The 23323-nt window shown below is 63.6% G+C and carries 18 protein-coding genes; 7 read left to right on the top strand and 11 right to left on the bottom strand.

Features of this window, described 5'->3' with window-relative positions; all coding sequences use genetic code 11:
- Positions 1-76 precede the first annotated feature (76 nt).
- The 3 genes from VOM14_RS12245 to VOM14_RS12235 all read left to right on the top strand — a co-directional run bounded on the left by VOM14_RS12245 (position 77) and on the right by VOM14_RS12235 (position 4088).
- Positions 77-2038 (top strand): AI-2E family transporter, encoded by a 1962-nt coding sequence (locus tag VOM14_RS12245; RefSeq protein ID WP_327628955.1) that lies wholly within the window; start codon positions 77-79, stop codon positions 2036-2038.
- A gap of 92 nt (positions 2039-2130) precedes the next feature.
- On the top strand, positions 2131-3870 hold the full coding sequence (locus VOM14_RS12240; RefSeq protein WP_327628954.1) for an FAD-dependent oxidoreductase: 1740 nt from the start codon (positions 2131-2133) through the stop codon (positions 3868-3870).
- Entirely contained in the window at positions 3870-4088 is a 219-nt protein-coding gene (locus VOM14_RS12235) for a hypothetical protein (RefSeq protein WP_327628953.1), read from the top strand. Before VOM14_RS12240 ends, VOM14_RS12235 begins: the two co-directional genes overlap by 1 nt.
- A 43-nt stretch (positions 4089-4131) precedes the next feature.
- Here VOM14_RS12235 and VOM14_RS12230 read toward each other — a convergent pair whose 3' ends face one another.
- The 3 genes from VOM14_RS12230 to VOM14_RS12220 are packed head-to-tail and all read right to left on the bottom strand — an operon-like array spanning position 4132 to position 7163.
- Positions 4132-5115, bottom strand: coding sequence for a 2-dehydropantoate 2-reductase (locus tag VOM14_RS12230; RefSeq protein WP_327628952.1), 984 nt, complete (start codon positions 5113-5115; stop codon positions 4132-4134).
- A gap of 4 nt (positions 5116-5119) precedes the next feature.
- Positions 5120-5911, bottom strand: coding sequence for a class II aldolase/adducin family protein (locus VOM14_RS12225; RefSeq protein ID WP_327628951.1), 792 nt, complete (start codon positions 5909-5911; stop codon positions 5120-5122).
- A 52-nt stretch (positions 5912-5963) separates the two neighbouring features.
- Entirely contained in the window at positions 5964-7163 is a 1200-nt protein-coding gene (locus VOM14_RS12220) for an amino acid aminotransferase (protein WP_327628950.1), read from the bottom strand.
- Between the two features lie 189 nt (positions 7164-7352).
- On the opposite strand from VOM14_RS12220, the gene VOM14_RS12215 reads away from it, so the two are divergent.
- On the top strand, positions 7353-8294 hold the full coding sequence (locus VOM14_RS12215) for a LysR family transcriptional regulator (protein ID WP_327628949.1): 942 nt from the start codon (positions 7353-7355) through the stop codon (positions 8292-8294).
- A 140-nt stretch (positions 8295-8434) separates the two neighbouring features.
- Here the strand turns inward: VOM14_RS12215 and VOM14_RS12210 are convergent, their stop codons facing one another.
- Genes VOM14_RS12210 through VOM14_RS12195 form a run of 4 tightly spaced genes read right to left on the bottom strand, consistent with a single transcriptional unit; the run spans position 8435 to position 14729 of the window.
- Positions 8435-9562, bottom strand: a complete 1128-nt coding sequence (locus VOM14_RS12210) for a hybrid sensor histidine kinase/response regulator (protein WP_327628948.1) — start codon at positions 9560-9562, stop codon at positions 8435-8437.
- Between the two features lie 9 nt (positions 9563-9571).
- A complete protein-coding gene (locus tag VOM14_RS12205; protein ID WP_327628947.1) occupies positions 9572-10183 on the bottom strand; it encodes a chemotaxis protein CheB in 612 nt (203 codons plus the stop codon).
- A gap of 25 nt (positions 10184-10208) precedes the next feature.
- Complete coding sequence (locus VOM14_RS12200) at positions 10209-11054, bottom strand: CheR family methyltransferase (protein ID WP_327628946.1); 846 nt, start codon at positions 11052-11054, stop codon at positions 10209-10211.
- A 27-nt stretch (positions 11055-11081) separates the two neighbouring features.
- The gene (locus VOM14_RS12195; protein ID WP_327628945.1) at positions 11082-14729 is read right to left on the bottom strand and encodes a response regulator; all 3648 of its coding nucleotides are present in this window, start codon (positions 14727-14729) and stop codon (positions 11082-11084) included.
- 268 nt (positions 14730-14997) lie between these two features.
- On the opposite strand from VOM14_RS12195, the gene treA reads away from it, so the two are divergent.
- Positions 14998-16812, top strand: coding sequence for an alpha,alpha-trehalase TreA (treA, locus tag VOM14_RS12190; RefSeq protein WP_327628944.1), 1815 nt, complete (start codon positions 14998-15000; stop codon positions 16810-16812).
- Between the two features lie 30 nt (positions 16813-16842).
- Here treA and VOM14_RS12185 read toward each other — a convergent pair whose 3' ends face one another.
- Positions 16843-17739, bottom strand: coding sequence for a MipA/OmpV family protein (locus VOM14_RS12185; protein WP_327628943.1), 897 nt, complete (start codon positions 17737-17739; stop codon positions 16843-16845).
- Positions 17740-18056: 317 nt separating this feature from the next.
- Positions 18057-18590 carry an Lrp/AsnC family transcriptional regulator gene (locus VOM14_RS12180; protein WP_327628942.1) on the bottom strand — a complete coding sequence of 178 codons (534 nt, stop codon included), beginning with the start codon at positions 18588-18590 and terminating at the stop codon, positions 18057-18059.
- A gap of 155 nt (positions 18591-18745) precedes the next feature.
- Here VOM14_RS12180 and VOM14_RS12175 point away from each other — a divergent pair, with 155 nt between their 5' ends.
- Positions 18746-19762, top strand: a complete 1017-nt coding sequence (locus tag VOM14_RS12175; RefSeq protein WP_327628941.1) for a 1-aminocyclopropane-1-carboxylate deaminase — start codon at positions 18746-18748, stop codon at positions 19760-19762.
- A gap of 58 nt (positions 19763-19820) precedes the next feature.
- On the opposite strand, the gene VOM14_RS12170 is transcribed toward VOM14_RS12175, so the two are convergent.
- Positions 19821-20711 (bottom strand): LysR family transcriptional regulator, encoded by an 891-nt coding sequence (locus tag VOM14_RS12170; RefSeq protein ID WP_327628940.1) that lies wholly within the window; start codon positions 20709-20711, stop codon positions 19821-19823.
- A gap of 127 nt (positions 20712-20838) precedes the next feature.
- Here VOM14_RS12170 and VOM14_RS12165 point away from each other — a divergent pair, with 127 nt between their 5' ends.
- The gene (locus VOM14_RS12165) at positions 20839-21564 is read left to right on the top strand and encodes a pirin family protein (RefSeq protein ID WP_327628939.1); all 726 of its coding nucleotides are present in this window, start codon (positions 20839-20841) and stop codon (positions 21562-21564) included.
- Between the two features lie 154 nt (positions 21565-21718).
- Here VOM14_RS12165 and ahpF read toward each other — a convergent pair whose 3' ends face one another.
- Positions 21719-23311, bottom strand: coding sequence for an alkyl hydroperoxide reductase subunit F (ahpF, locus tag VOM14_RS12160; RefSeq protein WP_327628938.1), 1593 nt, complete (start codon positions 23309-23311; stop codon positions 21719-21721).
- Positions 23312-23323 lie beyond the last annotated feature (12 nt).

The following is a 23323-nucleotide window of genomic DNA, read 5'->3' as shown; positions in this document are numbered from 1 at the left end:
ACGCCGCCGCATGCATCGCGCGCGGATGGAGCAACAAGCGCAAGCAAGCGCGCCCACTCAATCGGATAGTGTGCTCATGAAGATATCCTTACCGCCGCCAGGACGGCCGAACCGCGTGTATCCGCCAGGCACGCCGAGCCTGCACGGGCTTGCGTCGGTGATCACCGGCGTCGTGGTGGTCAGCGCACTCTACTTCGGCCGCGCGGTGCTCATTCCGATCACGCTGTCGGTGATGCTCAGTTTTCTGCTCGCGCCGCTCGTGCAGATGTTGCGGCGTTTGCACATGGGGCAGTTGCCGTCCATCTTCATCGCCGTGCTGTTCGCGCTCGCCACGCTGCTTGCCGTCGGCATGCTGATCGGCGCGCAGCTCGTGCAACTGGCCGGCGATTTGCCGCAGTATCAGTTCGCCATCGAGCAGAAGATCGAGACGGTGCAGGAAAAAACCGTGGGCCGCGCCGATTCGCTGATGAGCCGCGCCGCCGCCACGCTGCAACGCGTCGCGCCGTCGAAGCCGCCGCCGCCGCGTCCCACGGGGCGCGCGGCGCGCAATGCGCCGGCGGTGCCCACGCCCGTGGAAGTGCACGAGCCGTCGCCCACGCCGATGCAGCTCGCGAAACGCGCGTTGTCGCCGGCCATCGCGCCGATCGAGACCACCTTCATCGTGCTGGTGGTGACGATTTTCATCCTGTTGCAACGCGAGGATTTGCGCGATCGTCTGATCAGTCTCTTCGGCTCGGGCGACCTGCATCGCACGACGACCGCGATCAACGACGCCGCCGTGCGCCTGAGCCGCTATTTCGTCGCGCAACTCGGCGTGAATCTGAGCGCGGGCGGCGTGATCGCGGTCGGCCTCGCGATCATCGGCGTGCCGGGCGCGTTGCTGTTCGGCGTGATCGCGGCGCTGTTGCGCTTCGTGCCGTATATCGGCATCTGGATCGCGGCGATTCTCGCGGTGTTTCTCGCGGCCGCCATCCAGCCTCAATGGACGATGGCGGTGTACACGCTGGTCCTGTTCATCGTCGTGGATGTGGTGGCCGGGCAGATCGCCGAGCCGCTGTTGTATGGGCATCGCTCGGGGCTCTCGCCGCTCGCCGTGGTCGTCGCGGCGATTTTCTGGAGCTGGCTGTGGGGGCCGATCGGCCTCGTGCTGTCCACGCCGCTCACGCTGTGCGTCGTGACGCTCGGACGCTACGCGGATCGCCTGAACTTCCTCACGGTGCTGCTCGGCGACCAGCCGGCGCTCACGCCCGCGCAGAACTTCTATCAGCGGCTTCTCGCCGACGATCCGCATGAAGCGATCGTGCAGGCCGAGCGTCTGTTGCGCGAGATGACGCTGATCGACTACTACGACAACGTCGCGCTCGAAGGACTCAAGCTCGCGCGCAACGACGCGACGCGCGGCGTGCTGATGCCCGAACAGTTGGCGCGGGTGAATGAGGCGCTGGTGGACATCGTCGAAAATCTGGAGATCGCGGAAGGTCTGCCGGAGCGCCCGACTCGCGCCGAACCCGCCGACCCGCCCACCGTGCTGCACTCTTTTATGCCTTCCGATCTTTCGGAGCGGCACGACATGCACAAGCAAGGGCAGCCGTCGGCGAGCGGCGACACGCAAAAGACCGCCGTGCTGTGCGTGCCGGGACGCGGCGCATTCGACGAAGTCACGACGGCCATCGCCGTGCAATTGCTCGGCCGCCAGGGCTTCGCGCCGATCATGGCGACGCACTCCGGCTACCGCACCGCACGGGCCGACGAGCCGAGCTACAAGAGCGCGCCGGTCATCTGCATCGTCACGCTCGACGCGCCCGATTCGCCGCCATATCTGCGCAATATGCTGCGGCGCACGCGCGAATGGCGGCCGCGCGCGGCGCTGGTGGTCGGCGTTGGCGGCACTGCGGAAAGCGCACATGAAACAGGCGTGGGCGCGACCGCCGCTTCGCATTCGGCGCCCACTTTCCGCGCCATGATCGAGGAATGTCAAGTGGCCGCGACCGCGCTGCATACGCGCGCACATTCGCACATCACCGGCGCGGCCGACTGACTCGTCGCGCGCCTGTTCCCGAAATGAGGACAGGCGCGCGCACTCTCCCGCATACTTCGCTCAACGCCGCAGTGAAGACTCAGGAGACACGCATGACCCGCAGCTTTACCTCCTATCCGTTCGTTCCGCGTCACCATGAGGGCATCGTGCCGCCGCTTTCCGGCGGATGCGATCCCGTGCGGCGGCCCGTGGCGATTGTCGGCGGCGGCCCCGTCGGCATGACGCTCGCGCTGGCGCTCGCCCGGCAAGGCGTGCGCTCGGTGCTGATCGAAGCGGACGACACCGTATGCACCGGCAGCCGCGCGATCTGCATTTCGCGGCGCAGCCTGGAAATACTGAAGCGGCTCGGCGCCGTGCAAGGCTTCCTGCAAAAAGGACTGCCGTGGACCGGCGGACGCAGCTTCTATCGCGACACCGAGGTGTTCCGCTTTTCGATGCATCATGACGTGGAGCAGTCGTTGCCGCCCATGATCAACATTGCGCAATATCAGATCGAACAGTTGTTGCTCGACGAACTGGAGCGGCACGCGGAGCTGATCGAGATTCGCTGGCAAACGCGCGTGACCGGCATTGAGCAGACCGACGCCTCGAATCCCTCGCGCGGCGCGACACTCGCGCTGCGCACCGGCGACACGCCGTGGCACATGCAGGCCGACTGGGTCGTCGCGTGCGACGGCGGGCGCAGCACGATCCGCGAAGCGCTCGGCCTCAAGCTAACCGGCGCCACGTATGAGGGCCGCTATGTGATCGTCGATATCGAACTGCACAGCGAGCGCCCAACCGAGCGGCTCGCGTATTTCGATCCGCCGTCCAATCCGGGCTCGACGGTACTCGTGCACAAGCAGCCGGACAACGTGTGGCGCATCGACTACCAGCTTCGCGACGACGAAGACCCCGACGCCGCCATCGCCCCTGAAAACGTGATGCCGCGCGTGCAAAGCGTGCTCGACGCGATGGGCGAAACGGGCGACTGGTCGCCGATCTGGATCACCGTCTACAAAGCCAATGCGTTGACGCTCGAACGCTATCGCCACGGTTCGGTGCTGTTCGCCGGCGACGCCGCGCATCTCGTGCCGATCTTCGGCGTGCGCGGCGCCAACTCGGGCATCGACGACGCCGACAATCTCGGCTGGAAACTGGGCTGCGTGGTGAACGGCATCGCGTCGCCCGATCTGCTCGACAGCTACAGCGACGAGCGCGTGCTCGCCGCGCGCGAGAACCTGAGCTATGGCATGAAGAGCACGGAATTCATGGCGCCACCTACCTTCGCATTCGACCTGATGAGAAAGGCCGTGCTCGGACTCGCGGAGCATCATGCCGCCGTGCGGCCGCTGATCAATCCACGGCAAACGCATCCGATCGCTTACGTGCAATCGCCGCTCAATCGCGTGGCCGCCGACGTCGCGGGCACATTCATTCGCGGCCCCGCGCCGGGCAGCGTGTTGCCGGAATGCCGGCTCAAGCGACTTCATGAGAACGAGTCGCTGGATATTCACGTGACCGATCTACTCGGCCCGTGCTTCACCGCGCTGCGTTTTTGCGCGGACGCCTCGCACGATGCCGCGTGGCAGCGCATGCAAGCCGGTCTGACGAGCCGGGGCATTCCGTTCAACGCGGTCACCGTGTTAAACGCAAACAGCACGGCGCGCGAAGGCGTTGCCGTGTGCGATCACGCCGGCCGTCTGCATCACATGCTCGACGCGACATCGGGCACGGTCTATCTGATCCGTCCCGACGGACATGTGCTCGCGCGCTGGCGAGAAGGCAGCATGGCGGCCATCCAGTCCGCGCTGGAAGCAGCATTGAATATCGACAGCTGGGAGAACACGTGATGACCGACAGCGATCTCGACCGCGTTTATACGACGCTTTGTCAAACGCTCACCGCCGAGGGCGAAGCCGACGCGCCTTTGTATCTGGCGCGCCTCGCGCTGCTTTGCCTGACTGAACTCGACGACGCGCAACGCGCGGTGTCTCTGATCGAAGCGGCGCGCCTGCCTTCGCCGGCTGCGGTGACGACCAGCGTGACGGCCGGCGTGACAGCCGAGTAATTCGAAACGAGCCCTGCAAACAGGCCTTTTTCTGTTCTATGACTCACTGCGCCCGATACAAACCCAACGTGCTCGCATGCAAACGCGCGAGCGCGAGCAGCGCGTCCGTGTAGGGCGTCTGCACGCCGGTGAGCTGGCCAAGCTCACGCACCGCGCTCACGAGCGCATCGAGTTCGACAGCCTTGCGCGCCTCCACGTCCTGCAGCATCGACGTTTTCATCGCGCCGAGTTTGAGCGTGACCGCGTGCCGGTCATCGGGATGCTGGTCGATTGGAATGCCGAAGCGCGCACCGATCTCCTTCGCTTCGAGCATGATGCTCGTGACGAAGTTGCGCGCCAGCTCGTCGTTGAGAATGCGGTCGGTGGTCGCGCCGGTGATCGCGCTGATGGGGTTCATCGTCATGTTGCCCCACAGTTTGAACCAGACGTCGCGCTGAATCTGCTCGGACATCGACGCATTGAAGCCGGCCGCCACGAGCGCTTCGGTCAGCGCCTTCACGCGTTCGCTCGAGCGCCCCGCGGCCTCGCCGACAATCAGCCCATTGCCCTGATGATGCCGGATTACCCCCGGCGCCTCGACGAGACAGCTTGCGTGCACCACGCAGCCCACCGTTTGCGCAGTCGGAATGGCGGCCGCGATGGCGCCGTCGGGATCGACCGACTTGAGCCGCTTGCCCGCGAAATCGCCGCCGAGTCCGTCGCAGAACCACCAGGGCACGCCGTTCATCGCCGTCAACACCGTGGAATCGGGCCCAAGCAACGGCGCGATATGCGCGGCCACCGACGCCATGGCCGGACCTTTGACCGCCACCACCACGAGATCCTGCACGCCGAGTTGCGCCGGGTCTTCAGCGGCTTTCACGCGGACCGTATGCGCGCGGCCGCCTTCGACCAGTCGCAAACCGTGCTCGCGCAACGCCGCGAGCGTCGCGCCGCGCGCCACCACCGCCACTTCGTGGCCCGCTTGCGCGAGCTTCACGCCCATCCATCCGCCAATGGCGCCTGCGCCGTAAATCACTGCCTTCATCGTCTCAGTCCTTGTAACTCGCGTCGATACGTTCGACGCGCCGCACGAGCGCGTCGAACACGTCCTGCCCCGCGCCGTGACGCGGATCGAATTGCAGCGAGTCGCGCGAGCAGCGGATCGCCACTTCTTCCGGCACCGGCCGCGCCCGGCCCATCGGCAACGTCGCCATCTGGATTTCGCATGCGCGGTTGAGCGTCCATAAAATCGCGAAAGTTTGCGGCAGCGTGCGGCCCCATGCAAGGAGGCCGTGATTGCGCAAAATCACCGCCTGCCGGTCGCCAATATGCTCGACGAGACGCGGCCCTTCTTCCGCATGCACGGTGATGCCTTCGAAGTCGTGATACGCGATGCGGTCGTGCAACTGCGCGCTGTAAAAGTTGGTCTGCTGCAAGCCGTCTTCCAGGCAGGCCACCGCGACACCCGCCGTGGTATGCGTGTGCATCACGCAATGCGCGCCCGGCAATCCTTCATGAATCGCTGCGTGCACAACGAAACCGGCGGGATTCACCGGGTACGGCGAGCGATCTAGCACGCGCCCTTGCGCGTCGATCTTCACCAGGTTGCTCGCCGTCACTTCGCTGTAGTGCAAGCCGAACGGATTGATCAGAAACTGACGCTCGTCGCCGCTCACACTCGCGGGCACGCGCAGCGTGATGTGGTTGTAGATCATCTCGGTCCAGCCGAGCATGTCGAAGATGCGATAACACGCGGCCAGTTGAACGCGCGCCTGCCATTCGTCGGGATGCATGTCCGCTGTTGCCGGTGCGCTCGTTGGCTGCCTATCAAGTGTTGTCATCGACGTCTCCATGGTGATCGGTTGGCGGCGCGCGCGCGCCCGGCTGTCGCGCTCAGGCGTGCGCGACCACGGCTGCGATCGACGCCGCCACGTAGTCCGCGTTGCGCGCATTCAGCCCCGCCACGCACATGCGGCCCGAGCGGAGCACGTACACCGCGTGTTCGTCGCGCAGGCGCTCGACCTGGTTCTCGCTCAAGCCGGTGTAGGTGAACATGCCGCGTTGCGCGACGTAACGTGCGCGCATCACTTCGCCGACGCGGCCTGCCAGTCCCGCGTGAATCGTGCCGCGCATCGCGAGAATGCGCTCGCGCATGGTGGCCAGTTCCGCTTCCCACGAAGCGCGCAACGACGCGTCCGACAGCACGTTGGCAACAAGCCGCGCGCCATGCGTGGGCGGATTGCTGTAGTTCGCGCGCACCGCGGACATCAACTGGCCGAGCACGCGGCTCGCTTCGTCGGCGTCTTTGCACACGACGCTCAGCGCGCCGCAACGCTCGCCGTACAGCGAAAAATTCTTCGAGAACGAATTGGCTGCGATCAGCGGAATGTCCGCATCGGCGAGCAGACGCACGCAAGCGGCGTCTTCTTCGAGACCCGCGCCGAAGCCCTGATAAGCCATATCGACAAACGCGATCAGCTTGCGACGCTGCAATACCGGCACGAGTTCGGCCCATTGCTCGGGACTCAGATCGACGCCGGTCGGATTGTGGCAGCACGCATGCAGCAGCACGACGCTGCGCGCCGGCAAGCGCCCGATGGTTTCGATCATATCGGCGAAACGCAGGCCGCCGCTCGCTTCGTCGTAATACGGATAAGTGTTGACGGTAAGACCCGCGCCCTCGAATACGACGCGGTGATTCTCCCAACTCGGGTCGCTGATCCAGATTTGCGAAGCGGGGAAATAGCGCCGCAGAAAATCGGCGCCGACCTTCAGCGCGCCCGAGCCGCCGATGGTCTGCAAGGTCGCGACGCGGCCCGCCGCGCGCACTGCGCTATTCGCGCCGAACACGAGCGCCTGCGCGGTTTCGCGGTAGAGCGGCAAGCCCGCCATCGGCAGATAGGAACGCGGGCCGATGGCTTCGAGCAGCGCGGATTCGGCGCGGCGCACCGCGTCCATGACGGGGAGCTTGCCGGCGTCGTCGAAATAGATGCCGATGCTCAAGTTGACTTTATTCGGGCGCGGATCGACCTGAAAATCTTCGTTCAGGCTGAGAATCGGATCGCCCGGATAGGCGGGAATATGTTCAAACATGGCATTTCCTTGAATGGAGCCCTGACGTCGTGCCGACGTTGCGTCTGCGTTATGCCGCTCGCCGGGCGAGACTCAAAGTCTAAGCGCGTTTGTGTGTCCGCGTCGATTGGGAGAAGTGTCGACGAATGGAGCGTCATGCACAATCAACGGATTTTTCACGATTCGTAAGTTTTACTTTAGAATCGGCACATGCCACTGACCCGCGTCACCTTTCGCCAATACGAAGCGTTCCTCGCCATTGCCGATCTGCACAGCATCGGCGCGGCAGCGGAGCGGCTCGGGCTCACTTCGTCCGCGGTCAGCCAATTGCTCGCCGAGTTCGAAACGGAGCTGGGTTTTCGCCTCTTCGACCGAACCACGCGGCGCGTGAATCTGTCGAGCGCGGGGCAGGATTTTCTGGCGTCGGCGGAATCCGTGTTGCGCCATGTGCGCGCCGCCTCCCAATCCGCGGACGATATCCGCAACCGCGCAGCCGGCATCGTCCGGATCGGCGCGCCACTCGTGCTGGCGTCAACGGCGTTGCCCGCGGCCATCGCCGGTTACGCGCGCGACAAACCGAAGGTGGTCGTGCGGATTGTCGACACGGTGGTCGAGCAACTGGTGGAGCGCGTCGAAAGCGCGGACGTGGACCTTGCAATTGGACCCGACCGGCAAAGCGGCGCTCGCGTGCACCGCGATCTCGCATTCGCGAGTCCGTGGGTCATGTGGTGCGCTGCTTCGCATCCACTCAGCGTGAGGCGGCGTGTGCAGTGGCAACATCTGCGCGAAGTGCCGATTATCGCGACCGGCCGCGATCATGAGCGCGCGGTCGCGCAGATGCTGGCGAATCTTCCCGTCGAGGCGCGCATCGTTCCCGTGGACGTGGTCGACAATGTCACCACTGCTTTCGGCATTGCTTCACAGGGCCTCGCCGTGACGCTCGCGCCGGCTTACGTGGCGCCGCTGGCGCGCACGTTCGGGCTGGTCATGAAGCGCATTGTCGATCCGGAAACGATTCGCGAGGTGTGCGTGTATCGCTCGACTGAACGCGCGCTGTCGCCGCCCGCGGACGGCTTTGCGGATTTCATCGTGCCGTGGCTAAAACGCTGGGATCGGGAAACCCAAGCTGATGCACGCGGAAAGCGTGGTTGAAAACAGCGCGGCCAAAAACAGCGTGGTTGAAAAGGCATGGATAAAGTCGCGCCTGAAAGCACGGCTTAATGATGCTTTTTCAGCAACATTCCGCCAGCACGCATGGCGCGCTGAGCGGGCAGTCGTGGCAAGCCGCCGCCCTATCTCCCGGAAAACGATCCGCGCTGCAGCGTCACCATTCTCGGCAACTCGATGGTGAACGCGGTGCCGTCCGTTTCGTCGGATTTAACGCTCACATGGCCGCCATGCATCCGCGCGATTTCCTGCACGATATGCAAGCCGAGCCCGAGCCCTTCGCGCGAGCGCGCGCCGCTGCTGTTCGGCCCGAACGCCTTGAACAGATGCGGAAACACTTCCGGCGGAATCACGCCGGGATTGGCCACCTTCAGGCGCACGAAATCGGCGGCTTGGCCATCCAGCTCGACGCTCACGTCGCCGCCCGTCGCGCCGTGATGCAGCGCGTTGCTTACGAGATTCGACACCGCTTGCCAGACGAGGTCCGTATCCCACGCGCCCGCCGTATTGCCATGGCTCGCAAACACAATGCGCTTACCGTTCTCGCGCGAAGCGAACTCGTCGATCACCGATCTGCACAGCGTCGCCAACTCGATCGAGCGAGGTTGTAGCGGCAGACGTCCGCCTTGCAGCCGGGCGAGATTGAGCAGTTGATCGACCATACGCGCCATGCGCAGCGAACTGTTTTTCACGCGCGCGGCGACCGTCGTGGACTGAGGATCGGCGGCGGTGCGCATCAGATATTCCGCGGACGCCAGCACGGCGCCCAGCGGCGTGCGCAAATCGTGGCTGAGCACGGCCATCAGCATCTCGTTCGCTTCGAGCATCTGACGCGTGGTCACGAGTTGCGCGGCCAGTTGGCGCTTCTGCTGTTCGAGCTGAACGAACACGTCTACCTTCGATTGCAGAATGCGCGGATCGAACGGCTTGTAGAGGAAATCCACCGCGCCGGCTTCGTAGCCGCGAAACGTGCGCGACGCATCCTGCGCGGTCGCGGTGAGAAAGATGATCGGCACATGCGAGGTGCGAGGGCTGCCGCGCATCAGCGCCGCCAGCTCGAAACCGTTCATGCCGGGCATGTTGACGTCGAGAATCGCCAGCGCCACTTCGTGCTTGAGCAGCAGATCGAGCGCGGCAGTGCCCGAGTCGGCCACCAGCACGGCGACGTCGGGCCGCGTCAGCAAGGCCTTGAGCGCGGTGATGTTGTGAGCGATGTCGTCGACAATCAGAATGTTCACGGGTGAGTTCGACATGGCATCGGATCAGAGAATGGCCGGCCATGCTGCAAGCCGCCGGGCCATGGTTTTGGGAGAATAGATGTAATCGGCCGCGCCGCGTTCGATTGCGGTGCGCGGCATATCCGGCGAAGACGCGGTGCCGGGTTCCTGCACCCAGGTGATGCCGCCGAGCGCGCGCACGCACTGCAAACCTTGCGCGCCGTCGTCGTTCGCGCCGGACAGCAGCAGTGCCAGCAGACGCTCGCGATACACCGTCGCCGCGGACTCGAACAACACGTCGATGGAAGGCCTTGAAAAACGCACGGCCGCATCGGTTGAAAGCGCAACGGTCCGGTCCACTTCCACCAGCATGTGATAGCCAGGCGGCGCGACATGCACGCGCCCCGGCATGATCTCTTCGCCCGCGTCGGGTTCGATCACGGGCAACGCGCAGCGATGCGCCAACGCGTGCACGAGGTAGCTCGGCGGCTCGGGCGGAAGATGCATGACGATCATCACGGCCGGCGCAAAGCGTGCGGGCAACGCGGCGAGCAGCAGATTGAGAACTTCCATGCCGCCCGCCGAGCCGCCAATCACCACCAGTTCGCAGGCGTGCGCGTCCCGCGAATCCTGCTCGACGTCGGCGGCTGGCTGCATGGTTGGGTGTGGGATCACGGTCGTATTAGCGCTTCTGATAGATACGCTCGCCAGGACGGAATTCGTCGAAGGCTTCGTAATGACGGGAAAAACGCAAACTTTCCTTGCTGCCGAGGCCAAGAAAGCCGCGCCGCACCAGCGCGCTTTCAAATAGTCCCAGCGCGCGATCCTGCAAACCGCGATCGAAATAGATCAGCACGTTGCGGCACGACACGAGATGCGCTTCGAGAAAGACTTCGTCGGTGGAGAGACTGTGGTCGGCGAACACCACGCGGCCTTTGAGGGAGCCTGCAAAGCGCGCGCCGCCATAGGCAGCATGATAGTAGTCCGACAATGAACGCGTACCGCCGGCTGCCAGATAGTTCTGCGTAAAGCCCTGAATGCGCTCCAGCGCGTAAATGCCCGCTTCGGCGCGCGCCAGCGCGTCAGGGCTGATGTCGGTGGCGTAAAAAAGCGTGCGTTCGGTCAAGCCTTCTTCGTCAAAAAGAATTTTTAGCGACCACAGTTCCTCGCCGGTGCAGCAACCCGCCACCCAGACCTTGATGGACGGATACGTGCGCAGCCGCGGCAACACGTGCTCGCGCAGCGCCAGAAAATAGGCAGGATCACGAAACATATCGCTGACCTGCACGGTCAGATACTGAAACAGCCGCGAAAACTGGTCGCCGTCCCGCATGATGCGGTCCTGCAATTGCGAGAGCGTGTTCAGCCCGAATTCGTCGAGTGCCTGTGAGAGCCGCCGGCGCAGCGAAGACATCGCGTAGTGGCGGAAATCGTGCTGATATTTGAGGTACACGGCCTCCAGCAGCAATTTCAACTCGATGTCGAAATCGCTCATGCGTTGCCGCGTATCGAGTTCGGACTGGCTCATTGCGTTTCCCGTGTCGCGATCTTCGCGTTAGCGCTGGCGCAGCCAGACGCGGCACAGCGCAACCAGCTTGTCGACGTCGATGGGCTTTGACACGTAGTCGTCCGCACCCGCTTCGAGGCAACGCGCGCGATCGTTCGCCATGGCCTTCGCTGTCAACGCGATAATCGGCAAATGCGCGAAACGCGGATTGCGCCGGATTTCACCCATCGCGGTCAGGCCGTCCATCTCCGGCATCATGATGTCCATCAGAATGAGGTGCACGTCGGGTCCGTTTTCCAGCGCTTCGAGCGCTTCGCGGCCATTGCGCGCGATGTGCAGTTTCGCGCCGAGCGGCTCGAGCACGTGCGAAAGCGCGAAGATATTGCGCACGTCGTCTTCGGCGAGCAGGATCGTGCGGCCCTCGAACGCATTATCGCGCTGCCGCACGGTACGCAGCATGCGCTGCTGTTCGGGCGCGAGCGACGACTCCACGCTGTGCAGAAACAGCGTGACTTCGTCGAGCAGACGCTCGGGCGACTTCGCGCCCTTGATGATGATCGATTTCGAATAGCGGCGCAGACGGTGCTCTTCCTCGTCGGACAGCATGCGGCCCGTGTAGACGATCACCGGCAGCGCGGCATGCCTGGAATTGGCCGCGAGGCGCTCAAGAAGATCGTAGCCGGTGCCGTCGGGCAGCGCGAGGTCCGTCACCACGCAATCGAACGAGATGCTGTCCAGGTAGTTCAGCGCCTCGGCCAACGTTGCGACTGCAACGATCTCGGTGTTTTCGCTTTGCAGCAGCGCGCGAATGCTTTCGCGCATCGGCGCGTCGTCTTCGATCACCAGGACGCGTTTAAGGCGCTGTTGCAGGCGTGCTTCGAGGCGGCGAATCGCGGCTTCCATCGTGGAGCGCGCGGTCGGCTTCAGCGTGTAGCCGATCGCGCCCAGGTGCAGCGCCTTGTCGGCGTGATCGGTCGCGGAGACGATGTGAATCGGAATGTGGCGCGTGAGCGGATCGTTCTTCAACCACTCCAGCACGGTGAGCCCCGAGCGGTCCGGCAAGCCGACATCGAGCAGCACCGCGGCCGGACGCATGTCGCGCACGAGCGCGAGCCCGCTTGCCGCACTGCTTGCATGCACGAAATCGAAGTCGAGTTCGTGCACGAGGTCGCGCAGAATTTCGGCGAACGCGAGATCGTCTTCAACCGCAACGATGAGACGCCCGGCGCGCGTGCGATTGTCGCGGTCATCGGCAATGGATGCGAAGGTGCTTTCCTGCGCGCCTTCTTGTGCGCCTTCCCGTGCATTGGCCGCTGGTTCATGACCTGTTTGCGCGGCGCGTGTGGCATACCCCGCATTGCCGGCCGTTCCCGTGATCAGACCGTTGGCGGGCGTGATAACTCCCGGCGCGGCGCCGCTCCATGGCGTGCGTTCGACCAGCGCGTCACCCGTCGCGCCGGTCGTAACGGCCTCGCCCCATTGCGTCTGCGCGCGCTCCTCCGCCATCTCGCTCGCGGCTGCGCTCTCGTTGCTCGCCGCCAACATGGCGCGTGCATCGAGCGGCAGCCACAGCGTGAATACGCTGCCCTTGCCGACTTCGCTCGCAACCGTGATGCGACCGCCGAGCAGGCGCGCGAACTCACGCGAAATGGACAAGCCGAGGCCGCTGCCGCCGTACTGACGGCTCGTCGATCCGTCGGCTTGCTGGAACGCCTCGAAGATCATGTCGAGCTTGTCTGCCGCGATGCCGATGCCGGAGTCGCGCACGTCGATACGCAACATGTCGTCGTCTGCCGGCGCGATCGAGAGCGCGACTTCGCCGTGTTTGGTGAACTTCAGCGCGTTCGACAGCAGATTGCGCAGAATCTGCGTGACGCGCTGCCCGTCGCTGATCAGCGTCTCCGGCGCGCCCGGCGAGCGGTCGAACACCAGGCTCAGATGCTTCGCGTTGGCCAGCGGCTTGAACGTTTCCTCCAGTGACTGCAGCGTGGCTTCGAGCGATACCGTTTCGAGTTCGACCGTCACCTGCCCCGCCTCGACCTTCGACAGATCGAGAATGTCGTTGATCAGGACCAGCAAATCGCTATTGGACGCGTGAATGGTTTCCGCGTAGCGCACCTGCTCTTCGTTCAGATTGCCGGTGCGGTTCTGTTGCAGCAGCTTCGCGAGAATCAGCGAACTGTTCAGCGGCGTGCGCAGTTCATGCGACATGTTGGCGAGAAACTCGGACTTGTAGCGGCTCGACTGTTCGAGACGCTCGGCGTTGGCCGCCAGATCCTGTTGCGCGCGCAACAGATCGGCTTTCTGCCGTTCGAGACGCTGCGCATATTCTTCGAGTTGGACGTTGGTCTGTTCGAGTGCGGTCTGTTGCGCTTCGAGCCGCGTTTGCGAATCGAGCAGCGCACGGCCACGCTCTTCGAGCCCTTCGTTCGAGACGCGCAACTCTTCCTGCTGCACCTGTAGCTCTTCGTTCAGTTGCTGCGTTTCGATCAACGCATCCTGCAAGCGCTCGCGATACAGCGCCGCTTCGACGAAATCGCCCATGCTGTTGCCGACGAGGTCCATCAACTCTTCGTCGCGCGGCGCCAGTTCGCGGAAAAAGCCGAGTTCGACAACGCCGTTGATTTCGCCTTCGCTCTGGATCGGCGAGATCAGCAGGCTTTTCGGCGTGCCCTTGCCGGTCGCGGACTCCACTTGCATGTAATTGTCCGGCACGTCGCGCATCACGAGCGCGCGGCGCGAAAGCGCGGCCTGGCCGACCAGCGTGTCGGCATCGCCGAGATCGCGCGCGGTGACCTGCTCGCTATCGCGGCTGAAACCGTAGGTCGCGATGCGGCGCAATGTGCCGTGCCGCTTGTCGCGCACGTAAAGTGCGCCGACGGCCGCGCTCATGTATTGCGCGAGGGCGTCGAGCATCGCGCGGCCGACGAGTTGCGGCGTGGCCTGACCCACCACTTTCTCGGCGAGCATGCGTTGCCCGGAACGCAGCCACACCTGCTTTTCCAGCACTTCCGTCTGTTCTGCCTGGCGGTGCAACACCTTGTCGTAAGTGCCCGCGAGGCTCAGCAATTCGCGGCGGCCCAGCCACGCGAGCAGACTGTTCACGCCGACGCTGAAGAGCAGGAACACCGTGACCAGCACCGACGTGACACGGCGCGACGCCGCGGTGCGTTCCTCGCGCAGGCGCAATTCGACGTCGAGAAAATCGTTGAACTCTTTTCGGGTCTCGTCGAATTCCGTCTTGCCGCGCCCGCTTGCCACGACGCTCGCGACCTCCTGCAAGCGACGGCGCGCGTCGATCATGCTTTCGGCGTAGCCGCTCCAGCGCTGCTGGATTGCCGCGATGCGCTTGAGCCGCTCGACTTGCAGCGGATCGTCGGCGACGAGCCGCTGTAGTTCGTTCAGGTTCGCCTTGAATTGCGGGCCGCCGTTTTCATACGGCCCGAGAAAGCTCTCGTCGCCGGTGAGAAGAAAACCGCGCATGGACGATTCGCGATCGACCGCGAGACGCAGCATTTCGTTCGCTTTGCCCACCACGCGCTCCGAATGCTCGGCCCAACTGGTGGTGGAAACCAGGTACGCGATCAGCCCGACGAACACGCCTATCGTGATCAGGCCGACCAATAAAGGCAACGCGATATTGCGGCGAATGATGCCGCGAAAATGGTGTTCGTCGACAGCCTGGGAACCGGTCATTTTTTCTATATCGAGCAAAGCGGATTGTTGCAATCCGGCATATTTTTCAGGGTATCCGTGTGGTTTTCGATGTTGCGACACGACGGTGCCAATCATACAGGACGAGCGTTCTCTTTCGGCTCCCACATGGGCGTTGCGCCTTGCTGCATAAGACTTCGAGCCGCACGCAACTTTGCCGCGCCAGGCAGTGTCAACCCTGTGGACTCAATCATGCGGCGAAGCCATCTTCGCGCTCCCATTCACACCACCGGGTTCTCTCTTTCCGCCGATGACTCATCCCACCTTCGCCGCTTCGTTCCGTCTCCGGCTGCGTAGCGCGCTCGTTGCCGCCTTCCTGTTGCAGACGTCGCTCAGCGGGGCCGCATGGGCTGGCGGCACGACGCCCTGGCAAGGCGGCATCACGCGCGTGGCGGTGCATGTCGAACCACCCGCGCAGGCTTCGCCGGTGGTGCCCGTGCCGCCTTCGGAGCAATACGCCGGGTTGTATCGCGACGTGCAGCTCGCTCATCTCTTTCCGGACAGCAAGACCTTCGCGGACATGGTGCCGCTCTTTGCGCCGGAGCAGATCGCCTCGGCGTACGCAGCGGCGAAGCAGCAGCCGGGCTTCAATCTCGGCGACTTCGTGAAGCGCAACTTCACGCTGCCCACGCGCGCGGCAAAGACCTATGTCTCCGATCCGAATCAGGATGTGACCGGCCATATCGATACGCTCTGGAACGTGCTGCGCCGCGAACCCGATACGACGGCAAGCCCGTGGTCGTCGCTGCTGCCGCTGCCCGATGCGTACATCGTGCCGGGCGACCGCTTCGACGAGATCTACTACTGGGACTCGTACTTCATCATGCTCGGTCTGGAGGCGAGCGGACATCATGCGTGGGTGGTCGACGAACTGAAGAACTTCGCCACGCTGATCAACCGCTATGGCCACATTCCGAACGGCAACCGCACGTACTACCTGAGCCGCTCGCAGCCGCCCTTTTTCGCGCAAATGGTGCGGCTCGTGGCGGAAAAAGACGGCGACGCGGTCTATGCGCGCTACCTGCCCGAGTTGCAGCGCGAATACGCCTACTGGATGAACGGCAGCGACGGCCTGCCCGCGGGTCATGCCAGCCGCCATGTGGTGCGTCTCGCGGACGGCACGCTGCTCAACCGCTATTGGGACGAACGCGCGGCGCCGCGCGACGAGTCGTATCGCGAAGACGTCGCCACTTCGCAGCAAACGCCGCAACGCAATGCCGACGATTTGTGGCGCAATTTGCGCGCGGGCGGCGAAACCGGCTGGGATTTCAGCTCGCGCTGGTTCGCCGACGGCAAGACGCTGGCCACGGTCGATGTCACGTCGCTTGCGCCCGTCGATCTGAATTGCCTGCTCGTCGATCTCGAACGCACGCTTGCGAAGGCCTATCGCATACGCGGCGACGTCACGCATGCCGAGAACATGGAGCAGCGCGCGAACACGCGCGCCGATACGATTCGACGCGTGCTGTGGGACCCGCAACTGCAAGCGTTCGGCGACTACGACTTCGTGCATCGCACGCTCACGCACCGGCTCACCGCTGCGACGGTTTATCCGCTCTACACGGGCGTCGCGAACCGGCAGCAGGCCAAGGCCGTCGCGGCCACGATCCAGCGCGAACTGCTGCGGCCCGGCGGGCTCGCCACCACGCGCGTCAACAGCGGCCAGCAATGGGACGCGCCGAACGGCTGGGCGCCGTTGCAATACCTCGCGGTGGTCGGCTTGCGCCGCTATAGCGAACCGGCGCTCGCGCAAGCCATCGCGACGCGCTGGATCAGAACCAATGTCTCGTACTATCAGCACACCGGCAAACTCGTGGAGAAATACGACGTGGACGCCGCGTCGCCCGGCGTGGCCGCGGGCGGCGGCGAGTATCCGTTGCAGGACGGATTCGGCTGGACCAACGGCGTGTTGCGCACGTTGCTCCAGCTTTATCCGCAAACGGTGAAGGCTTCGCGTCCGAGCGACATCCCGGCCGGTCCCGCGGGCGTGTCCGCAGCGGCCGCGTCCGCCGCCGCTGCGCCGAAGAACACGCACCGGTTGCAGGGCCCGCGCGTGAATCAGTAACCGCAGCGGTTGCGCATCGGGTGAAACGTATCAGAAGCGATAGTTGATCGACACGTCCGCGACGCCATTTGCCCTGCTGCGTGTCACCGGGCTACTGCCCGCACTGCCGACGAGTTGCTCGAACGCGCCGTCGGCGGTAGCGAACCAGTGCTTGTCGATCAGATATATCGCGCTGATGCCGAAGCCCACCGACTTGAAGCCCGCGCTCGCGTGGTACTGCCGGTATTGCGAATGCGCGGCCTGGTTCTGATTCACGCCGAACCAGCTATTCATATAGGTCGAATCCGCGAGCGTCACGTTGGGTCCGGCGAACCAGAAGAATTTTTTCGAGCTGCCCGGCATCGGCATATACGCGCCGAAGTCGCCCGTCCATCCGTTCGAGCCGCCGAAATAGCGGCGCACGTCGGCGCGCAAGACGAGTGGAAAGTCTTTCGACACGACGTATTCGCCGGCCAGCTTCAAACCTGGGGCGGGGTTGATGTTGCCGAGGCCGTTTAATTCCTGCGGATCGTCGTGACCACGACGCCCGAGGTCATACACTGCCGAGAGACTCGCGCGCCAGTTCCGGCCTTGCGCGAAGTTGACCCCGAGGCCTTCGCCGCTCGACAGGAAGAACAGGTCCTTGTAGCGCACGTCGATGCTCGGACCCGCCATCACGTGATACTGGTCGGAGCCCTCGTAGCGCGGCTGGAATGAGGCCGCCGCGCCGATGCGCAACTGCCAGTCCGGAAGATTCGGCTGCCACAGCTTTTGCAGCGCAATGCCCGCCGAATACTGCCACTCGGCCAACGGCGAAGGCGTTTGCGCCCACGCTGCCTCCGGGAGCGCGGCGAAACCGCCGATGGTGACGGCGGCCAAAGAAATCGCCGCAATGCCTGTTTGTTTATTGCGGGTCTTGCCGATCCGCTTTTTATGGCTGTTCAACACCACTGCCTCCGATCTCGCGTGTCGCGAAGAAGGTTATGTTCTCGCCCGGCCCACGCTGCATGATAAGAGTTCCGGACGGCCGCCGCATTGCAACATGCGGCATGTAAGTTTTTCAGCAACCGGCACGCGTTGCGCGGCGGCAAAGCACGCGTCCACAGCTTGCGAACTGCAATGAACAAGGCTTTCCGCCGTGGCATTCGCGTGAGTGATTCGTGTGAAAGTTTTGCCGGCGGATCTGCTGGTGCAAGATGTGGGCCTAGCCGCCCGAACGAAGGTTCGTCGCGGTTTTAGCGCGCAATCCGCACGGCGCGCAGGCATCACAACGGAAACCGGGTGGTCGACAGAATCTCCTTCAGCACCATGAACGAGCGGATTTGCCGCACGCCCGGCAAATAGAGCAACTGTTCCGCGTGCAGTCGGTTAAAGCTGTCGCTGTCGCGCGTGCGTATCGTCATGAAGTAGTCGAATTCGCCGGTCACGACGTGACACTCCATGCAGCCCGCCACTTTCTGCGCGGCCTTTTCGAACTCGGCGAACGATTCCGGCGTGGAGCGATCCAGCACCACGCCGATGATCACCAGCATCCCCGCGCCCGCCGCCTTCGGGTCGATCAACGCGACGACGCCGCGAATCAGGCCGGATTCCTTGAGCCGTTCGACGCGTCGCAAGCACGCCGGCGCACTGAGCTTCACCTTGGCCGCGAGCGCGACGTTCGAGATAGACGCGTCCGTTTGCAACTGCCGCAAGATCGCCCGGTCGATGCGATCGAGCGATTGCAAGAGATCCGCGCCGGCTGTGGCGGGCACGGGCGCGGGTGCAGCGAGACCGCCGCGAACTTTTATTCTGTTCATTGGTTTCCATACGAATTTTCGTTAAACACTTCCGGTCGCAGCCGTTTCAAAAGTACGCCCAAGCGAATTTATTCGCAAGCTCATTTCCAGCGATTTTTCCTAAGATTGGATCAACGCGGCGGCCTTGCGCCGACCTCGTCCACTACGGAGATGCCATGAACCTGCAACGATTCCCCCGCTACCCGCTGACCTTCGGACCGACGCCGATCCAGCCGCTCAAGCGCCTGAGCGAGCACCTCGGCGGCAAGGTCCAGCTCTATGCAAAGCGAGAGGATTGCAATAGCGGCTTTGCGTTCGGCGGCAACAAGACGCGCAAGCTCGAATACCTGATTCCCGAAGCGCTCGCGCAAGGTTGCGACACGCTCGTGTCGATCGGCGGCATCCAGTCGAATCAGACGCGCCAGGTCGCGGCGGTCGCCGCGCATCTCGGCATGAAGTGCGTGCTCGTGCAGGAAAACTGGGTCAACTATTCGGACGCGGTGTACGACCGCGTCGGCAACATTCAGATGTCGCGCATTCTTGGCGCGGACGTGCGCCTCGTGCCGGACGGCTTCGACATCGGCTTTCGCAAAAGCTGGGAAGACGCGCTGGAAAGCGTGCGCGCCGCCGGCGGCAAGCCATACGCGATTCCGGCCGGCTGCTCGGACCATCCGCTGGGCGGTCTCGGCTTTGTCGGCTTTGCGGAAGAAGTCCGTCAGCAGGAAGCCGAATTGGGTTTCAAGTTCGATTACATCGTGGTGTGCTCGGTGACGGGCAGCACGCAAGCCGGCATGGTGGTGGGTTTTGCCGCCGACGGCCGCGCCGATCGGGTCATCGGCATCGACGCGTCGGCCAAGCCCGCGCAGACGCGCGAGCAGATCTTGCGCATTGCCAGCCGCACCGCGGAGAAAGTCGGCTTGGGGCGCGACATCACCGCGACGGACGTGGTGCTCGACGAGCGCTTCGGCGGCCCCGAATACGGTCTGCCGAACGACGGCACGCTGGAGGCGATCCGTCTGTGCGCGCGGCTCGAAGGCGTGCTTACCGATCCCGTGTACGAGGGCAAGTCGATGCACGGCATGATCGACATGGTGCGTAACGGCGAATTCCCCGAAGGCTCGCGCGTGCTCTACGCGCATCTTGGCGGCGTGCCGGCGCTCAACGGCTACAGCTTTATCTTCCGCGACGGCTGAATGTGAAGCGAAGCAGCGGCCGTGTGCATTCGTGCCTCGCGCCGCTGCATTGTTTCGCTCACGCTGTCAGGCGCTTCTTCAAGTGCTTGCGCAGAAAGTCGACGAACGCCCGGATCGCAAGCGAGCTTTGCCGATGTTGCGGATACACCGCATAAACGCCCGTCGGGCTCGGCAGGAAATCGTCGAGCACGGTGACGAGCTGGCCGCTTCGTAGCGCGTCGGCAACAATAAATTCAGGAAGCCGAACTATTCCGAGCCCGGCCACCGCGGCTTCGCGAACCAGTTCGCCGTTGTTGGCACGCAGCGGCCCGTGCACTTCAAAATTTTTCTCCACGCCGTCGCGGGCAAACTCCCACGTCACCACGCCGCCGTGCCCATAGAGCAAACACGAATGGCGCGCGAGATCCTCGGGCGTAGCCGGCGCGCCGCGACGACGCCGGTAGCCGGGACTGCAACATGCCAGGAGATTCACGTCCACGAGCTTTTGCGCGATCAGCGTGGAATCCGGCAACACGCCAATGCGCACGGCCATGTCGAAACCTTCGCCGACGACATCGACGGTGCGGTCGCTCAACTCCATGTCGAAGCGCACGTCGTCATGCTCGCGCAGAAATCGCGCGACGAGCGGCGACAGATGCGTCATGCCGAAGGACATCGGCGCACTGACCCGCAACAGACCGCGCGGCCCGGCGCGCCGCAGCGACATGGCCTCTTCGGCGTCCGCGACTTCGCCGAGAATGCGTTTGGCGCGCTCGTAGAATTCCTGGCCCAGGTCGGTGACGGCCAGCTTGCGCGTATTGCGGATCAGGAGCGGCACGCCGAGCGCTTCTTCCAGCGCCATCACCCGGCGGCTGACGAATTGCTTCGACAACGAAAGCCGCCGTGCGGCCGCGGTGAAATTGTGGACGTCGACCGTGGCGACGAAGATGCGCATGTCGTCGAGTTGCATCGGATTGTCTACCCAGTAGTGACAGTGTTTCCATTTATGAGACGATTATAGCCTCACTGGTTGACCTACACTGTCATTCATGAATCGCGGACAACCACTTGCCCGGATCGGACCCAGGAGAAAAAAGATGCTCGAAATCAGACATGCCAATCAACGCGGCCGCGCGGAGCACGGCTGGCTCAGCTCGCGTCACACGTTTTCCTTCGCGCATTATCACGATCCGAAGCAGAACGGCTTCTCCGATCTGCTGGTGATCAATGACGACCGCGTCGCGCCGGCCCAGGGCTTCGGCAAGCACCCGCACCGCGACATGGAAATCTTTTCGTACGTGCTGGAAGGCGCGCTCGAACACAAGGACACCATGGGCACGGGCTCGGTGATCGTGCCCGGCGACATCCAGTTGATGAGCGCGGGAACCGGCGTCGCGCACAGCGAATACAACCATTCGAAGAGCGAGCCGGTGCACTTCCTGCAAATCTGGATCGCACCGGCGCAAAAGGGCACTGAGCCGCGCTATCAGCAGCGGCATTTCGGCGCGGATGACAAGCGCGGCGTGCTGCGCCTCGTTCTATCACCGGATGGCGCGGACGGTTCGCTGGTGTTGCAGCAGGATGCGCGCGTCTATGCCGGTCTCTTCGACGGCGATGAAACCGCGCGGCTCGAACTGGCGAGCAACCGCTACGCGTATGTGCATGTGGCGCGCGGCAGCGTGACGGTGAACGGCGTGCAGCTCGGCGAAGGCGATGGCGTCCGCGTGCGCGGCGAAGAAGCGCTGACCTTCGCGCAAGGTCATGATGCGGAAGTGCTCGTGTTCGATCTGCGCGACATCGAGATGTCGGAGTTGTGGGCTTAAGCGCACTGGCCTGCAATACACGCTGGCGATAAGCCGCGCGGCCAATAAAAACGGCGGCCTTCAGGCCGCCGTTTTTTATCATTCACCGCTCATCATTCACCGCTCATCATTCACCGCTCATCATTCACCGCTCATTCCTCACACGCTATCGCCGTTAAGCCGCTGCTTCGGCTTCGGCCTCGCTGTCCGCTTCGGTTTCCTCGCTGTTGCGGATCAGGTGATCGAACGCGGAAAGCGACGCCTTCGCGCCCTCGCCCACTGCAATCACGATCTGCTTGAACGGCACCGTGGTCACGTCGCCGGCCGCGAACACGCCCGGCACCGACGTCGCGCCGCGTGCATCGACGACGATCTCACCATGCTTCGACAACTCCACCGTGCCCTTCAACCACTCGGTGTTCGGCACGAGACCGATCTGCACGAAAACGCCTTCCAGCTCGACGTTTCTGACTTCGCCCGAACGCAGGTCTTTGTAGACGAGACCGTTGACCTTCTTGCCGTCGCCGGTAATTTCGGTGGTCTGCGCCTGGGTGACGATGGTCACGTTGGCGAGGCTGCGCAGCTTGCGTTGCAACACCTCGTCGGCACGCAACTGAGCGCCGAATTCGAACAGCGTCACTTCGCGCACGATGCCCGCGAGGTCGATTGCCGCTTCCACACCCGAATTGCCGCCGCCGATCACCGCCACGCGCTTGCCCTTGAAGAGCGGACCGTCGCAATGCGGACAGTACGCCACGCCGTGATTGCGATACTCGCGCTCACCCGGCACGTTAATCTCGCGCCAGCGCGCGCCGGTTGCGAGAATGATCGTCTTCGCCTTCAACACCGCGCCGCTCGCGAGACGCACTTCGTTGATGCGGCCCGGAATCAGCGCTTCGGCGCGCTGCACGTCCATGATGTCGACTTCATAGGTCTTCACGTGCTGTTCGAGCGCCGTGGCGAACTTCGGACCTTCGGTTTCCGTGACCGACACGAAGTTTTCGATGGCGAGCGTATCGAGCACCTGGCCGCCGAAGCGTTCCGCGACCACGCCCGTCGCGATGCCCTTGCGCGCCGAATAAATCGCCGCAGCCGCGCCCGCGGGACCGCCGCCGACGATCAGCGTGTCGAACACCGGCTTCTTTTCCAGCTCCTTCGCGGCACGCGCGCCGGCATTGGTGTCGAGCTTCGCGAGGATTTCCTTCACGCCGCTGCGGCCCTGGCCGAACACTTCGCCGTTCAGGAAAAATGTCGGTACCGCCATGATCTGACGCGCTTCGACTTCGTTCTGGAACAACGCGCCGTCGATCGCTACATGGCGGATGCGCGGGTTGATGAGCGCCATCACGTTCAGTGCCTGCACGACTTCCGGACAGTTCTGGCACGACAGCGAGAAATACGTTTCGAATTGATAGTCGCCGTCGAGACTGCGGATCTGTTCGATCACCGCCTCGTCGAGTTTGACCGGATGGCCGCCGACCTGCAGCAATGCAAGCACGAGCGACGTGAATTCATGCCCCATCGGAATGCCCGCGAAGCGGATACCGATGTCCTTACCCGGCTCGCCGATGGAAAACGACGGCTTACGCTCGCTGTCGTCGCGGCGCTGCACCACGGTGACGCGTTCCGACAACGTCGCGATATCGTTCAGCAATGCCAGCAGCTCTTGCGATTTCGCGCTGTCGTCCAGCGACGCGACGATCTCGATAGGCCTGCTAACCTTTTCGAGGTACGTTTTCAACTGAGTCTTGAGATTGGCATCAAGCATGGCTATTCGATT

The organism is Paraburkholderia sp. MPAMCS5, assembly GCF_036016995.1.
In the GTDB taxonomy this organism is placed as follows: Bacteria; Pseudomonadota; Gammaproteobacteria; order Burkholderiales; family Burkholderiaceae; genus Paraburkholderia.
The sequence above is the reverse complement of the archived record's forward strand: the minus strand, read 5'-3'. Positions and strand labels throughout refer to the sequence as shown.

What these genes read in the sequence shown, in the direction of transcription:
- VOM14_RS12245 (WP_327628955.1), top strand. Translation starts at nt 77, where the DNA reads ATGAAGATATCCTTACCGCCGCCAGGACGGCCGAACCGCGTGTATCCG.
- VOM14_RS12240 (WP_327628954.1), top strand. Translation starts at nt 2,131, where the DNA reads ATGACCCGCAGCTTTACCTCCTATCCGTTCGTTCCGCGTCACCATGAG.
- VOM14_RS12235 (WP_327628953.1), top strand. Translation starts at nt 3,870, where the DNA reads ATGACCGACAGCGATCTCGACCGCGTTTATACGACGCTTTGTCAAACG.
- VOM14_RS12230 (WP_327628952.1), bottom strand. Translation starts at nt 5,115, where the DNA reads ATGAAGGCAGTGATTTACGGCGCAGGCGCCATTGGCGGATGGATGGGC.
- VOM14_RS12225 (WP_327628951.1), bottom strand. Translation starts at nt 5,911, where the DNA reads ATGACAACACTTGATAGGCAGCCAACGAGCGCACCGGCAACAGCGGAC.
- VOM14_RS12220 (WP_327628950.1), bottom strand. Translation starts at nt 7,163, where the DNA reads ATGTTTGAACATATTCCCGCCTATCCGGGCGATCCGATTCTCAGCCTG.
- VOM14_RS12215 (WP_327628949.1), top strand. Translation starts at nt 7,353, where the DNA reads ATGCCACTGACCCGCGTCACCTTTCGCCAATACGAAGCGTTCCTCGCC.
- VOM14_RS12210 (WP_327628948.1), bottom strand. Translation starts at nt 9,562, where the DNA reads ATGTCGAACTCACCCGTGAACATTCTGATTGTCGACGACATCGCTCAC.
- VOM14_RS12205 (WP_327628947.1), bottom strand. Translation starts at nt 10,183, where the DNA reads ATGCAGCCAGCCGCCGACGTCGAGCAGGATTCGCGGGACGCGCACGCC.
- VOM14_RS12200 (WP_327628946.1), bottom strand. Translation starts at nt 11,054, where the DNA reads ATGAGCCAGTCCGAACTCGATACGCGGCAACGCATGAGCGATTTCGAC.
- VOM14_RS12195 (WP_327628945.1), bottom strand. Translation starts at nt 14,729, where the DNA reads ATGACCGGTTCCCAGGCTGTCGACGAACACCATTTTCGCGGCATCATT.
- treA (WP_327628944.1), top strand. Translation starts at nt 14,998, where the DNA reads ATGACTCATCCCACCTTCGCCGCTTCGTTCCGTCTCCGGCTGCGTAGC.
- VOM14_RS12180 (WP_327628942.1), bottom strand. Translation starts at nt 18,590, where the DNA reads ATGAACAGAATAAAAGTTCGCGGCGGTCTCGCTGCACCCGCGCCCGTG.
- VOM14_RS12175 (WP_327628941.1), top strand. Translation starts at nt 18,746, where the DNA reads ATGAACCTGCAACGATTCCCCCGCTACCCGCTGACCTTCGGACCGACG.
- VOM14_RS12170 (WP_327628940.1), bottom strand. Translation starts at nt 20,711, where the DNA reads ATGCAACTCGACGACATGCGCATCTTCGTCGCCACGGTCGACGTCCAC.
- VOM14_RS12165 (WP_327628939.1), top strand. Translation starts at nt 20,839, where the DNA reads ATGCTCGAAATCAGACATGCCAATCAACGCGGCCGCGCGGAGCACGGC.
- ahpF (WP_327628938.1), bottom strand. Translation starts at nt 23,311, where the DNA reads ATGCTTGATGCCAATCTCAAGACTCAGTTGAAAACGTACCTCGAAAAG.